Source organism: Paenibacillus nasutitermitis (assembly GCF_014641075.1).
Lineage (GTDB): Bacteria > Bacillota > Bacilli > Paenibacillales > Paenibacillaceae > Paenibacillus_Z > Paenibacillus_Z nasutitermitis.
Genome location: NZ_BMHP01000009.1, coordinates 26,735 through 40,853 on the forward strand (window position 1 = coordinate 26,735; position 14,119 = coordinate 40,853).

A 14,119-nucleotide genomic window follows, 5' to 3' on the forward strand; every position below is an offset into this window, starting at 1 on the left:
TCTAAAGTCTTTATTCCGGTTATGGACGAGCCTTATTGGCCGTCTTCTGGGGCGGATTCTGTTCCTTTTGCTGCCTGTTGTCTGACATTAGATAAGCAAAGCTCTTCGTTGAAGAGCTTTTTTTGAAATCCAAAAAAAGAATGTGATGATGTGAATCAGGCAAAACTGCGTGTCAGGACGCAAAGCTTTCTTGACAGGCATCTATCCGGAGAATCTATCGATTACCGTCAAATTATCGCCCTTTTTTTCCCGATTCTGATCGATCAGGCCTTCATCGTTTCTCTCAGTCTGATGAACACCGCGATGATCAGCTCCTCGGGTGTGGCGGCGATCAGCGCGGTTAATATGATCGATTCGCTTAATATTTTTCTAATCAGCGTTTTTGTCGCCGTGTCGACCGGGGGAACGGTGGTGGTTGCGCAATATAAGGGAAACGGCAATGATTTGATGGTTTCCAAAGCTGCGGCCAGTTCCGTCACCTCGGTTTCCTTGCTGGCCTTGTGCATCAGTCTGTTTATTATTATCTTTCATCAACCGGCGTTGACGATTTTGTTCGGAGGAGCTTCTTCGGATGTATTTGCCAATGCCAAAATTTATCTGGTCGGCAGCAGCATTTCCTACGTGGGGATTGCTGTCGTGGAGGCGGTTTGCGGCGCGCTCAGGGGGATCGGGAAGACGAGGGCCTCGCTTGCATTGTCGCTGTTCATGAACTTTTCTTATGTGCTCCTGAACCTGCTGCTGATCAATGGTTTTCATATGGGTGTCCATGGCATGGTTATCGCAGTGAATGTTTCGAGATATTTGGCTGCGGCCTGCGCGATTATTTTCCTGGTGCGAATGGATACCAACCTGCATGTTCAAATCCGGGATATGTTTCGCCTTCAAGCGGGCATGCTCAAAAGGATCCTGTTTGTCGGACTTCCTTTTGCAACGGAGCAGATGTTTTTTAATGGGGGGAAAATTATAACCCAGACGTTCATCGTCAGCCTGGGTACTTACGCCATCGCGACCAATGCCATCAGCGCTTCCTTCGCCGGCTTGTCCCAAATTCCCGCCAGCGCGTTGTCCATTACGCTCATTACGGTGGTCGGTCAATGTATGGGGAGGCGAAATATTGAGGATGCCCGGAAATTTACAAAGTCGTTTCTCTGGCTGGCCTCCTTTTCTTTTGTGATTATGGGATTGATCATTCTCCCGTTGTTTGGCCCGCTTGTCAGTCTGTTCCATCCTCCTGAGGAGATTGTGGATGATATATTCACGATTGTCCTGATTAATTTAATTGCGCAAGTCCCGCTCTGGGCGATCAGCTTTATTATGCCATCCGCGCTGCGGGCGGCGGGCGACTCGAAATTCACATCTGCCACGGCCATGCTCTCGATGTGGCTGTTTCGGATCGTGCTTGGTTATATTTTGGGCATCGTGCTGCATTTCGGCATTATCGGCGTCTGGTTGGCAATGAACTGTGAATGGGGCGTGCGCGGCGCGATTTTCCTCTGGAGGTTTACAGGGAAGAAATGGTACCGGCACCGTTTGATTGATTGAGCGTACGGTCATGGCAAGGATCACCGCTTGTTATACTTGCTCGTCAAGGTTAACAATGTGTAAAAGCAGAAATGAGAACAATAACCAAGGCAAGGAGAGTGCAGCAGGTTTGTCATCAGGTGTTATCGCTTCAGAGTCCCTTGCTTTCCGTCATCGTCTGAATACGTTGCTGCTGGTCGTCGTCGTTGCTGGAATGAGCCAGGGACTGCTGCTGCCGCTGTTGTCCATCATGCTGGAAGACTCCGGTGTCTCATCGGATAGGAACGGTATAAATTCAGCAGCCATGTATATCGGAATTTTCTGCACGATGTTCTTTGTGGAGAAGCCGGTTATGCGTTTTGGTTACAAGAAAGTCATTTTAGCTGGCATGATACTGGTCACCTGTGCGAATATCCTGTTCCCGTTCACCCATTCGCTGACCGTCTGGTTCGTGTTGCGGCTGCTGGTTGGCGTAGGCGACAGCGCGCTCCATTATTCAACCCAGCTATGGATTGTGAGTTCCAGCCCTGCAAACAGGCGGGGAAAATATATCTCTTTGTACGGCATGTCATATGGACTTGGCTTCAGTCTGGGGCCGCTTGGCATTAATCTGCTCCCGTTTGGGAGGGCAGTCCCGTTCCTTGTATCCGGTCTGTTCTTCTTTATTGTGCTGCTGCTTGTCGTGAGGATGAAGAACGAGATCCCCGAACGGCCTGCGAAAGGAGCTGCGGATCAGAACCGGTTCGTGACCACCTATCGCCTCGCGTGGTTCGTGCTCATACCCGGTCTTCTGTATGGATTAATGGAAGCATCCATGAACAGCAGCTTCCCGCTGTATGGCCTGCGGATTGATTTGGATCAGCATTGGATATCCCTCCTGTTAATGGCATTCGGCGCAGGGGGCCTGATTCTCCAACTGCCGCTTGGTCTATGGAGCGACCGGATTGGGCGAAAGCCGGTATTGATAGGCTGCGCAGCAGTAGGCTCATTAGCATTCTTCGTCATACCTGCCGCAGGAAGCAACGTTCTGCTCCTGTTCCTCTTATTCGCGATAGCCGGCGGGGTCATCGGATCATTCTATTCCCTTGGCCTTGCGTATGCGGCGGATATTTTGCCCCGGGCCATATTGCCTGCGGCCAATGTCGTGGCCTCCATTCATTTTAGCGTGGGGAGCATCCTGGGCCCGACTCTCGGCGGTTACGGTATGCGTTATGTATCTGTCCACAGCATCTTTCTATTCCTGGGCGCCGCGTTTCTTGGTTTTGCTTTGCTGGGTTTTGGATTTCGTCCGAAAAACAAAGCAGAATCGCCGGTTTAGCTTATAAGCCGGAATTAAAATTTTTTTTGCGGCGATGTCGATTTTGTCGTCCTTCGTTCGTCGTCTATGTAGAGGCCCGGATAGTCGAGTGAAAATAGGGATCCGGACCATCATCTTATCCCTTATCCCTTCATGATGGCTGCAGCAGCAAAGGAGGCAGAACGATGTACGACGTACATTCCAAGGACGGCACCAGGATCGTCTATGATAAAGTTGGCCAGGGGCCGGCGCTCATACTGGTAGCGGGTGCGTTTAGCTACAGAAAATTTCCGGGGCAGGTGGAGCTGGCAGGCCGGTTGTCAGAGCAGTTTACGGTCTACAATTACGACCGCCGCGGCCGCGGCGATAGCTCGGACGCGCTCTCTTATGAGACAGCGCGCGAGATCGAGGACCTTCAGGCCATGATTGAGGAAACGGGCGGCTCCGCCTATGTGTGGGGCTTGTCATCCGGAGCGGCTCTTGCCCTGCTTGCAGCAGCGGGGGGAGCGGGCATTGCAAAATTGGCCCTGCATGAACCTCCCTTTGTGGTTGAGGCTGTGGACCGCAAGCCGCCGGAGAATTTCGTCATGCATGTCACGGAGCTTATCGCCGCCAACCGCCGGGCCGAGGCCATCAAATACTTTATGACCAAGGGCATGGGGGCGCCTTCATTTGTTGTCAGCCTGATGCGGATGATGCCCGGTGTGTGGTCCAGGCTCATGGCCGTTGCCCACACGCTCCCCTATGATGCAGCGTTATTGGATGGATTTATGGATGGAAAGCCGCTGTCTTCCGACATGTGGACGTCCGTCACGATGCCAACGCTGGTGCTCGAAGGCACGGAGAGCCCGTCAGGGCTGCGTCATGGTGCAGAGGCGCTTGCGAAGGTTCTCCCCCATGCGCAGCTGCTGAGTAAAAAGGGACTCGGCCATACCAAAAAGCTCGATACGAAGCTTATTTCTTCTGAGCTAACAGCATTCTTTATGGGCAATCGCTAGCGGAAATCCAATTCGCCGGCTTGCGTCCGATCCTTGCGGGCCGTCTCTTCGGCAGCTGCAAGCAAGTCTTTTTTATTAACCATTACATAACTAAAGGAGAGTATGCATAATGAATCAGGAAATCACCGACTTTATTGAAGCCTTAAAGGAACCCTGGCAGGGAGAGCTTGCCGCAAGTCTGCGCGGGGTTGTCCATCAGGCTGTACCGGATGTGCAGGAACGCATGCAGTATAAGAAGCCCCATTTTTTGAAAAACGGCAAATACGCCGCGGTCATCTCGACTTCGAAGGATGCGGTCAGCTTTACAATCTTTCATGCCGCCGGGCTGGAGCTTCCGGAAGGCATGTTTGACGGTCCCGAGGAAAGAAAAACACTGAAGCTGCGCAAAGGGGATACGATGGATGCCGGACAGTTGGGGACATGGCTGAGCCAGGCTTCAAGCGCCCTTTAAGTGCAATGGACATCCAATCTGTTTCAAACGGAGGGCACATTCGGATGCATATTTATCAATTCAAACCGGGTCTGCAGGGAGCCGGTCGTACGGCGGAGTTCCTGAGGGAGAATTACGTGGGAATGGATTGGCCGGGCATCGGAAATGCGGAGAATATGAGCGGGGAACATATCCTGCATCTTCTGGGACAGATGGATCTGAATCAAGCGGAGGAGCATACGCAGCTCATCCGATTCGAAGAGATTATGATGTTCTGCCATCAGATGAAGGACGGGGATTATCTGCTCATGATGGATGAAGACCGGGTCCACCTGGGTGATCTGGGGGACTATTATTACCTTCATCCTGCCGGCACAGAGGAGACAAGCTTGCATCACCGGCGCGGCGTTACCTGGTTGAAGAGCTTTGAGCGGGAGGAGCTGAACAAGGAGCTTCAGCAATTTCTGCTTAGACCGGATACGATATCGCGGTTTGACAGGCCATTTTCACAGGAGCAGTTCGAAGGCTGGGCAACCAAATCCGAGGAAGAAACCGGGCGGGTACACGTCGATACCCAAACGATTCAGCGGGCCATCGAAGTCCTGCAGGAAGCGATGCAAAGCGACGATGCCGACCGCCGGGTGCGGGCGGCGATCGCCATTTTGCAATATGCCAAATGATGATTCATCCATTGATGTACGGACGGAGTGAAATCATAATATCAAGCGGCATGCGGTCGCTGACCCGTCATGCAACTGCCGCACAGTGAGGGCCAGGGGGCCGTACCCGGTGCTGGAACCCGGAAATGAAAAAGGTGACTTCATTTACGAGCTGAAGTCACCTTTGTTATGTGTATCGGCGGCGATTCGGACGTGAACGGATCCGCCGTTTCGGTGGGGCTTTGGCGGCAATGGGTCAATCAGCCGTAAGGCCCGCGCGGATGTTCGCCAAGCAGTCTGCGCTGCCGCGGATTGGCCGCCTCGTAAACCTGGTCGGGCAGCTTGTAATTCAGGAAAGGGTAGAAACGCTGCGACACCCAGCGGCGTCCATAGGTGATTTGCTGCACGACGCGCGGCTGCTCATGTTCATTCCTTGCGCCGCGATGCCAGGTCTGGCCGCTGAAAATAATGAGATCGCCGGCTTTGCCGGTGCAGGAAACCGGACCTTGCCCTTTATAATCCGGCACGCCATCGACAAGCTGGGGGTGTTGACCGCTTCGATGGGAACCGGGAACGACCTGAGTCGGGCCTTTCGTTTCGTCGACATCGACCAGGTAGTAATTGCACGTGAATTTGAAGACGGGCATGCGGATGGCGGGGTCGAGCTCGCTGCCTTCGGGAATCGGGAAGAACAAATCCTCATCCACATGCCAGGTGTCTATGCCCGCGCCCTTGGGGTTGCGGACAGCATTAACAGCCACGACATGACAATTTGCTCCGAGCACCGCCTCGGCGAATTCGATAACGCCGTCCTTATCCATTAAGTCGAGAAACATATTGCCGCGCTCGAACATTTTAACCCGAACGATTCCACCATAACCGTCATCCGGTTCCTCGAATGCGCCTTCCACAGCCGCCCGCAGCGTATGAACCTCTTCCGGGCTTAGAACCTGGGGGATTTTGACGAAGCCGTCACGGTAGAAGGCTTCCAAATACCCGTCGTATTTACCCATTTTTCATCCCGTCCCCTTGTCATCAATGATAGAATACAAGTAATCCACGACAAAATATTATCATGATCGGGCGAACCTTGTATTTCGGATAATCAGCGGGAATTTATCATTTTCAACGGTAAATTAACCAGGATGCCTGATGAGAACGGGAAGGGGAGCGGAATGCCCAGACTTTCCACAATGACGCCGTTTATTTATGCGGGTCATTATTATTTGTTTCCCAAAGAGAGAAATGCCGGAGAAAGGGACCGCACCGGGTATTGCTACGCCTTCCATTATATAGCCGAGGGGCGCGGCGTTATCACGATCGCAGGCAAGCCTTATCCCGTGCGCAAAGGCGATTTCATCCGCATTCCGCCTCTTGAGCTCCATACGTTCGACACGCAGGAGCCGCATTTGTTCGTCACCTACAATATTTATTGCGATTTGTGGAATCCGGCACCGGGCAAGGACAATCCGCTGGTTACTTATCATCAGGTGGATCCGGGGCAATTGGTCCGCATGCTTCCATGTCCCGAGCTTGACGAGATGCCGGTCGTCCTGCCGCTCCGGCATCACCCCATGCTCTCTGAAATGTTCGTGCGGACTTATGACCTTTATGCGGCCGGGCAATCAGAGGGGATTAAGCTTGCAGGGCTCTATCTGCAAGCGCTGCTCCTGGAGCTGAGCCTTCTTCCGAAGCAGACCTCCTTCGATCCGAGAATCGCCAGTTTGTCGGAACGGCTGGAGAAGGGGGACCCGGACCTGCAGGTGGCTTCGGTAGCCGATTGGGCGGCGGACTGTGGTCTGCGCAATACGCAGTTTAGCACCCTGTTCAAACGGATGACGGGCATGGCGCCACAAGCCTATAAAACGCGGATGAAGATGAGAAAGGCGGCAGCGGCTCTGATCGAAAGCACGAGATCCATTTCCGATATCGCCGCTTCCCATGGATATTCGACTATCCATCACTTCTCCAGGCAGTTCAGCGCCTATTACGGTGTGTCTCCCTCCGCTTACCGGGGGCGTTATATCCGAAAGGAGATGGCCCCCGATTAGCATCTGTGTCTAACCCTGCGATCATTAGGATCATGAATAATCCACCTTATTAATGATTCAACCGCTTAAAGGCAAGCAGCTTTTCTGGCCATGCGTCGAATATAGTCCCTTCTGCCGGGCTATAATGACGATCCTCTCCAGGGGACAACCGATTTACCCCATCCAATCCCGCCGCAGCGTAAACAGATCCTTCAGCGCATCTGTCGATAGCTCGGTGATCCAGCCTTCGGAGCTTGTGATCACATTATCGCTGAGCTGCTGCTTGTTCTCCAGCATTTCATCGATACGCTCCTCCAGCGTTCCGAGTGAGATGAACTTGTGTACCTGAACATCCTTCGTCTGGCCCATCCGGTAGGCACGGTCGGTGGCCTGATTCTCGACGGCGGGGTTCCACCAGCGGTCAAAATGAAAAACATGGTTGGCCGCCGTCAGATTAAGGCCGACTCCGCCGGCTTTGATCGATAAAATAAATACATTCGGCTGTTCATCCAGCGGAAGAGTCCGGGACTGAAACTGGTCGATCATCCGGTCGCGCGCGGTTTTGGAGGTGCTGCCGTTCAGGTAAAGCACAGGTTCCTGAAGCTCCTGCTGCAGCACCATTTGCAGCAGCTGTCCCATGCCGACATATTGGGTGAAAATCAGGCAGCGCTCGTCTTCCTCGCGCAGCTCCTTGACCATGGCCAGGAGGCGCTCCAGCTTGGAGGAACGGCTGATCAGGGTCTCCGTGTCGAGCTGACCGGACTTGGCTGCGGCTGCATCCGGGAGAGGCTCCTTCGTCAGCAGCATCGGATGGTCGCAGAGCTGTTTAAGCTGCGTCAGCGCCGCGAGAATGGCACCTTTGCGTTCAATGCCCTCAAGCTGCAGCATCCGTTCCATCAGCTGGTTCACGGCCTGGTCATACAGGGCACCCTGCTCGGCTGTCAGATGGATATAGGTCTTCATCTCGTTCTTATCCGGCAGGTCAAGCAAGATGGCCGGGTCCTTCTTCTTCCGGCGGAGCATGAAGGGCTTGACCAGCTTCTGCAGCTCCTTGGTGCGTTCTTCATCCCGCTCCTTCTCAATGGGATTGGAGAACCGCTCACTGAAGCCCCGCGGCGTGCCCAAATAACCGGGATTGATGAAATCATAGATGGACCAAAGCTCGGACAGCCGGTTCTCGATTGGCGTTCCGGTGAGCGCGATGCGGTGGCGGGCAGGAAAGCTGCGGACAGCCGAGGATTGCTTGGTCTGGGCATTCTTAATATTCTGGGCTTCATCCAGTCCGACGGCCGCCCAGGTGAAGGATTGAAGCAGCTCCTGATCCAGGGTTGAGGTGGCATAGGAGGTTAGTACAATATCCGCTTCCCTGGCCGCGGCTTCAAACTCGTCCCCTCCAAGGCGCCTGCCGCCATAATGAAGCAGTACGCGCAAGGGCGGCGCGAAGCGGCTGAGCTCCTTCTGCCAATTTCCGATAACCGAGGTCGGGCATATAAGCAGAGATGGCCAGTTGCCCGTCTTAGCGGTTTCCGTCTCCTTGATATGCAGCAGATAGGCAATAAACTGCACGGTTTTGCCCAGGCCCATATCGTCGGCAAGGCATGCGCCGAGTCCGAAGCGGCGCAGGAAAGCAAGCCATGCGTAGCCGTCATGCTGGTAAGGGCGCAGCTCGGCCTGCAAGGCATCAGGAACCGGGAGGGAAGGCCACTGCGACTGCTGGCTGATCTGGCCGATGAGCGTGCTCAATTGCTCGCTCAGCTCCACCTCAAGCCGCACGCGCTGCGTTTCTTCCGGCCGTTCCCCGGCCTCGCCGCCTGCCGCATCATCTGCGCTGCCCAGCAGGTGCAGCTGCATCACATCCTGGAAGGACAGGCCTTGATGGACGACACTCATCATAAGCTTGCGGATCTGGGCAAGCAGGGCGGGATCGAGGGGGACCCACTGTCCCCGGAAGCGGACCAGCCTCGCATTGCGGGCGAGAAGCTCCGCGAACTCGGCTTCTGTGAGATCCGTGTCGCCGATTGCGATGCGCCAGTCAAAATCGACCAGCGAATCCAGTCCGAACAAGGATCCGCCGCTGCTGCCTTGTCCGCCTGCGCCGGAACGGACCTTGGCGCGGAGGCGGGGTTTCTTCCGGCTGGCCGCATCCCACCATGCAGGAAGCAGCACCTGCCAGCCGGCATCCAGCAGACGGTCGCTGGCCGCCGTCAGGAAATGCCAGGCTGCTTCGTCATCCAGCGGGCTGCCCAATATATCTTCGCTGCCGCCGGCCAGCCGCCCGGCAGGCAGAATCATCCGCAGGCGTTCCAGCCACCCGGCTGAACGCTCGCGGATAGGGGCCGACCAGGCAGCAGGCCATGAGCCTTGTGCCTCGCCGTCTTCTGTCAGCCGCACGGGCATAAGGAGGGACGGATCTTCCTTGTCCTGCAGGACAAGGCCAAGACGCCACAGCGTATCCTCCTCATCGGCCGGTTCCAGCAGCTGCAGCATCGGACGGAAGGGAGCGGTATCCGCTTTCCAGCCGACCGCAATCAGCCATGCCCGTTCATCCAGGCCTTGCGCAGCCGGGTCGTCTTTGGCAAACAGCAGCGGGAATTCCCGGCGTAGATCGGCTGCCGCCGTTTCCGTTGCATAATAACGGCTGAATGCGGCAGCGGAGAATGAAGCGCGAAGTCCGCCGCCGAAGCCGTCGGAGGAACCGGCGAGCTTAAGCCTCGGCCGGTTCTCTCTATTCAGCGCTTCTTCATCCCAGGTCCAGCGCAGCTTGCCCATCTGGAAGGCGGAGAAGTCGGGAATGATTTTCTTTTCCTCCAGACAGGCCGCAAGAGGGGGAGCGAGTTCAACCAGCCGGGCCGCATCACCCTCCCACACCCATTCAATATGGTCAAGAAGCTTGCATTCCGCAAAGAAGGGGATGACATGCTCGGCCGGAAGCAGCACAAGCTCCACCTCCTGTATCGTTTGAATGGCCAGATCGGTGCCGTAGAAGGATGCTTCATGCCAGGCGAATAATAAATGCTTCAAGGCCATTCCAGGCAGATAATCCCGGGTGCCTCCCGTTCCGTAGATCAGCGCATCCCCATAAGCGCTTAAGCTGATCTGGACCGTGATGGTTTCCGTATTGGCAATCATGAGATCAATTTTCCTTTCCGCAGCTCTTCCTGCAGCGCCCGCAGCCGGCTGTGGCGCTCGGCGAAGGCGCTGATGAATTGTTCCCAGCGCGGCTCCTGCTTTATTTTTTTGTACAGTTTGGCCAGCCGCTTAAGCAGTTTTACCGCCGCTTTATAGCTGTCTCTATTTTTTTGGCTGACATATCTCTCGGCGGCCTGGTGATAGAAAGGCAGGAGCATCTCCGGGGCGTTTTTCTCTATCGGCGCAAGTGAGCTGACCCGGAATTCCAGCGGCTCTCTGCGGGAACTGAGCGTATAATCCATCCACAGCTGCCATTTGCCATGCTCCAGAAGCTTCTCTTCGTACACGGTTCGTGAATACGGAAGCATGCCCGCGAGGGTTTGCCACATCGAGGATTCCTGATCCGGCAGCTGCTCACACACCGCATTCCAATAGTTCTGGTATGCAGTCTGTACCGCATACTCAAAGCTGTTCAGAAGAGGGCCGGTCTCCGCCAGCCAATCGGCCAGCCGCTGCCACTGGCCGGACCGCTGCAGCTCATCCAGATACGCAAACAAATCGGAGGCAAGGACATCCGTTTCATCGGCGGCTTCTTTCAACAAGGCCCAGGCTTCGGGGTCCCTACCGAGGAAATAAAACATCCGGCTCCGGGCGAGCATTTGTGGAACCCGGGATAAAGCCGTACCCGGCTTATTCCCATCCGGCTGCAGCTGCTGCAGCTCTTCCTCGACCATGGTGCCCGGGTCGTCCATATTCGGAAGAAGCCAGCTTCTCCACATCCGGTCATAGTATTCAAAATGGTGATGGAGCTTATAAGGCTGGCTTACCATTGCATCGCGCAGTAGAGCCAGCGTTTCGGCAATGCGTCCCCACGGGTCCGGATCATTATCGAGAGCAAGCTCTTCTTCCAGGCTGCTGCTGATGGCTGCTTTTAAATCATCAATGGCCGTGTAGGTATGAAAGCCTCTGAAATAAGGAGTCCATTGGTTCTGCCGTTCCCTTGTCACCTGATTGAGAACAAACAGCAAGGCATGAAGATTAAACAGCCTGTCCAGCAAGGGGGAAAGTGGAGGCTTGATGCCGCCGATAGAACGCAATGCCGTTTGCACATAGGAATGGTCATAAGTCGTATGGTCCAGAGGAGCGGTGCAAAGCGCAAACAGCTTGTACCACTCTAAGACCGGCGTATCTGGAATCTGGCGTGCCTGTTCTTCAAGCTTGGCCTTGTTCTGCGCCTCTTGTTTACGGGCTTCAGCAGAAGCGCGGGAGGCAGCTGCGGCAGGTGAAGAAGCTTTCGGCGGTTGCCCGGATTGCGCCATGGACTTGGCATTGACCAGTGGCTGGACCGGGCGGTTGCTTCGCTCGGCGTACTCCAGCAGAACGGCCACCATATGTTTGCAGCTGCCCTGCACGGGGCAATCGCAAGTGCTCGCCCGCAAGCTTCGGAGGTCAATCTCCACGAGGTACTCCTCGACCCCTGCCACTACTGCCCGGATAAGGGAGTCGTCTGACCTATTAAAATCCTGAACACGCTGCTGCTTGAAATATTGAAATCCGCGTTTGATGGTAATGTCGTCAAAACATTGGGCCGTATTTATTATAAGCTGCTGCCACTGCGCTTCATCTATGGTAGAGGTTGGTTTCATAGGCGGTAAGTCTCCTGAAAGGATGGTAGTTTGGGCTTGAAATCCATCTTCATTATTATAGCAGGTATAGCAAATAAAGAAGAGAAAGAAGGTCCTTCCGGGTGGCTAAACATAAAGAATGTACAGGAAAGAAGGGAATAAAGGGGAGATGGAGAATAATTAATGCTTGCCTGGATATCAGGTGGGGAACGGTGATACTAGCGAAAGTGGTGGAAAGATGAATAATTCGTTTTATGTTATTGTTATTCTGGTAGCAGGGTTGGTGCTCTGGAGGCGGACCAGAAGCTTCTACCGCCCGATTCGCGGGAATGGCAGCAGACTGTTGGTTCCGGTCTTGTACATGCTCCCTGGTTTTTTCCTTATTTTCAGCCCTGAGGTCCATGCGCCTTATTACGAGTGGATCGTATCCGCAGCGCTCGGTTTGCTGCTGTCCATCCCGCTGATCTGGACGACAAGCTATGAAATTCGCGGGGATAACCACATTTATGCCAAGAAGAATATGGGTTTTATTATTGCATTTCTGGCCGTGCTGGCCATTCGCTTCACGCTTCGCAGCTATTTGTCCATGATCGATCCCCAGTCCTTGGCCGCTTTGTTTATGGTGGTCGCGTTCTCATACATCATCCCTTGGCGAATCGTATCTTATCTTAAATTTCGAAGAATCCTTAGAATGCGCGCGGCTTAGAGGTTGATATAATCATCGTTGGGAGCGGTTGAATATGCGGGAAAAGGTGGACGGACCTTCTTTTGGACAGGCGGAAATTCGGTCGGTCACGCTCGGAATGGGTTGTTTTTGGAATCCGGACGCTTTATTTGGGCATTTGCCCGGAGTCGTCAGAACGCGGACGGGGTATGCCGGCGGTACCTCGGTTGATCCGGTTTACCGCCATATGGGGGATCATACGGAAACGGTCCGCATCGACTTTAATCCTGCTATTATCGCGTTCGAGGACATCCTGGATCTGTTCTGGGATTCACATAATCCGGCGAACATCAATGATTATAAGGGAACGCAGTATAAATCCCTGCTGCTCTATGATGATGGGGAGCAGGAGGAAGCCATCCGGCAGGTGCTTGCGAAACGGAAGGAACAGGGGAAATCGGAGCCGGATACGGAAGTGGCCCCTTTGTCCGCGTTTTATCCAGCTGAAGACAAGCATCAGAAATATTATTTGAAAAGATACTCGCATGCTATTGAAAAGCTGAGCCTCCTCTATCCATCCCCGGAAGACAGAGTCCATTCCACACTTGCCGCCCGTTTGAACGGATTGGCCAAAGGCTATACGAGCCTGGAGCGCATCATCGAAGAACTCCCGCAATGGCCCATTGACCCGGAAACCCGGGAGAGAATGACGGGGCTGATTCGTCAAATTCGCTGGTAAGGCTGGAGAAGAGCATCCCTTCCGGAGCTCTTGGCCGCAGGATGCTATAATGGGGGCAGGGGAGGAGGCTGGGCATGAAGGAAACGTCGTCATTCCTGGACGCATCGATGTTTAATGGGCTTCCTGGATTATACCTTTGCGGAGATTTCACGATCCGTGGAGGTTGGCAGCTGGGCCCGCGCAAAAACAGGGAATACGAGATCGTCTATTTTCCCGCAGGCTCAAAGTCCGTCTACACGGCGGGAAGCGTGAAATACCCGCTCGATGAGCCTTGCTTTATCCTTACAAGACCGGGTGAGACCCATGATTATGATTTCGATTCCGGGAAGCCGATCCGCCATATCTTCTGCCACTTCGTGCTTCCGGAGGGAAGCCGCCTTGACGGACTTCCTGCCTATATCCGGGCGGAGGGCATTGCGTATGTTCCCGCTCTGCTCAAATATGTGGTTTATCTGGCCAGTGTCATGACGGCAAATTATCGGGAAAGGATCTCCTCCCTGCTGCTCACCATACTGGGGGAGCTTGGCGCAGCCGCGGCTGCAGAGCAGGTGGCGAAGGAAATACCTGCCAAGACGGTTCCTATGGTTATCACGAAGGCGATGGCTTATATGGATGAGCATCTTCATGAGCCGCTAGTTATCCGCGAGCTGGCGGAGCTTGCCGGATGGTCGCATGAATATTTTACGCGAAGGTTTGTGCAGTACCAGGGACAGTCTCCCAAGCAGTACCTGCTGCAGCGTCGAATTGACCAGGCTTGTGAAATGCTCTGCTCGGATAATTTGTCCATCAAGGAGATTGCCTATAAAGTCGGGTTCCAGAGCGAGCAATACTTCAGCCGGGCGTTTATCAAGGTCGTCGGAATCAGCGCCACGAAATACAAGGAAAGGCATGCCGATCCGCGCCTGCTGAGCCTGCATCTTGCTCCAACCGGAGACATTAACGCGCCTTATCCGCTTAACCGCATGTTTGGGGACCTTCAGGAGCCATCGCAGAAGAAATGAAAGCGATTACCGGTCAGCCGGGCTTC

General features: G+C 54.3%; 12 protein-coding genes. 9 read left to right on the forward strand and 3 right to left on the reverse strand.

Features of this window, described 5'->3' with window-relative positions; translation table 11 throughout:
- Window positions 1-150 precede the first annotated feature (150 nt).
- From IEY46_RS31965 to IEY46_RS31985, 5 genes are all read left to right on the forward strand, one after another.
- Window positions 151-1,542, forward strand: coding sequence for an MATE family efflux transporter (locus IEY46_RS31965; RefSeq protein WP_188999198.1), 1,392 nt, complete (start codon window positions 151-153; stop codon window positions 1,540-1,542).
- Between the two features lie 55 nt (window positions 1,543-1,597).
- A complete protein-coding gene (locus tag IEY46_RS31970) occupies window positions 1,598-2,839 on the forward strand; it encodes an MFS transporter (RefSeq protein WP_229750686.1) in 1,242 nt (413 codons plus the stop codon).
- Window positions 2,840-3,003: 164 nt separating this feature from the next.
- Window positions 3,004-3,816, forward strand: coding sequence for an alpha/beta fold hydrolase (locus tag IEY46_RS31975; protein WP_188999200.1), 813 nt, complete (start codon window positions 3,004-3,006; stop codon window positions 3,814-3,816).
- Window positions 3,817-3,925: 109 nt separating this feature from the next.
- Window positions 3,926-4,267 carry a DUF1801 domain-containing protein gene (locus IEY46_RS31980; RefSeq protein ID WP_188999202.1) on the forward strand — a complete coding sequence of 114 codons (342 nt, stop codon included), beginning with the start codon at window positions 3,926-3,928 and terminating at the stop codon, window positions 4,265-4,267.
- A 44-nt stretch (window positions 4,268-4,311) separates the two neighbouring features.
- Window positions 4,312-4,926 (forward strand): DUF8426 domain-containing protein, encoded by a 615-nt coding sequence (locus IEY46_RS31985; RefSeq protein ID WP_188999205.1) that lies wholly within the window; start codon window positions 4,312-4,314, stop codon window positions 4,924-4,926.
- 239 nt (window positions 4,927-5,165) lie between these two features.
- On the opposite strand, the gene IEY46_RS31990 is transcribed toward IEY46_RS31985, so the two are convergent.
- Window positions 5,166-5,918 (reverse strand): phytanoyl-CoA dioxygenase family protein, encoded by a 753-nt coding sequence (locus IEY46_RS31990; protein ID WP_188999207.1) that lies wholly within the window; start codon window positions 5,916-5,918, stop codon window positions 5,166-5,168.
- Between the two features lie 162 nt (window positions 5,919-6,080).
- On the opposite strand from IEY46_RS31990, the gene IEY46_RS31995 reads away from it, so the two are divergent.
- Window positions 6,081-6,956: an AraC family transcriptional regulator gene (locus IEY46_RS31995; RefSeq protein WP_188999210.1), complete on the forward strand. Its 876-nt coding sequence runs from the start codon at window positions 6,081-6,083 to the stop codon at window positions 6,954-6,956.
- Window positions 6,957-7,109: 153 nt separating this feature from the next.
- Here IEY46_RS31995 and IEY46_RS32000 read toward each other — a convergent pair whose 3' ends face one another.
- Complete coding sequence (locus IEY46_RS32000) at window positions 7,110-10,064, reverse strand: DEAD/DEAH box helicase (RefSeq protein ID WP_188999212.1); 2,955 nt, start codon at window positions 10,062-10,064, stop codon at window positions 7,110-7,112.
- On the reverse strand, window positions 10,061-11,710 hold the full coding sequence (locus tag IEY46_RS32005) for an SWIM zinc finger family protein (RefSeq protein WP_188999215.1): 1,650 nt from the start codon (window positions 11,708-11,710) through the stop codon (window positions 10,061-10,063). Before IEY46_RS32005 ends, IEY46_RS32000 begins: the two co-directional genes overlap by 4 nt.
- Window positions 11,711-11,927: 217 nt before the next feature.
- Between IEY46_RS32005 and IEY46_RS32010 the strand changes: the two genes are divergently transcribed.
- The 3 genes from IEY46_RS32010 (at window position 11,928) to IEY46_RS32020 (ending at window position 14,093) form a co-directional block, all read left to right on the forward strand.
- Window positions 11,928-12,395, forward strand: coding sequence for a cytochrome c biogenesis protein CcdC (locus tag IEY46_RS32010; RefSeq protein ID WP_188999218.1), 468 nt, complete (start codon window positions 11,928-11,930; stop codon window positions 12,393-12,395).
- 34 nt (window positions 12,396-12,429) lie between these two features.
- On the forward strand, window positions 12,430-13,092 hold the full coding sequence (locus IEY46_RS32015) for a peptide-methionine (S)-S-oxide reductase MsrA (protein WP_188999221.1): 663 nt from the start codon (window positions 12,430-12,432) through the stop codon (window positions 13,090-13,092).
- 74 nt (window positions 13,093-13,166) lie between these two features.
- On the forward strand, window positions 13,167-14,093 hold the full coding sequence (locus IEY46_RS32020; RefSeq protein ID WP_188999224.1) for an AraC family transcriptional regulator: 927 nt from the start codon (window positions 13,167-13,169) through the stop codon (window positions 14,091-14,093).
- Window positions 14,094-14,119 lie beyond the last annotated feature (26 nt).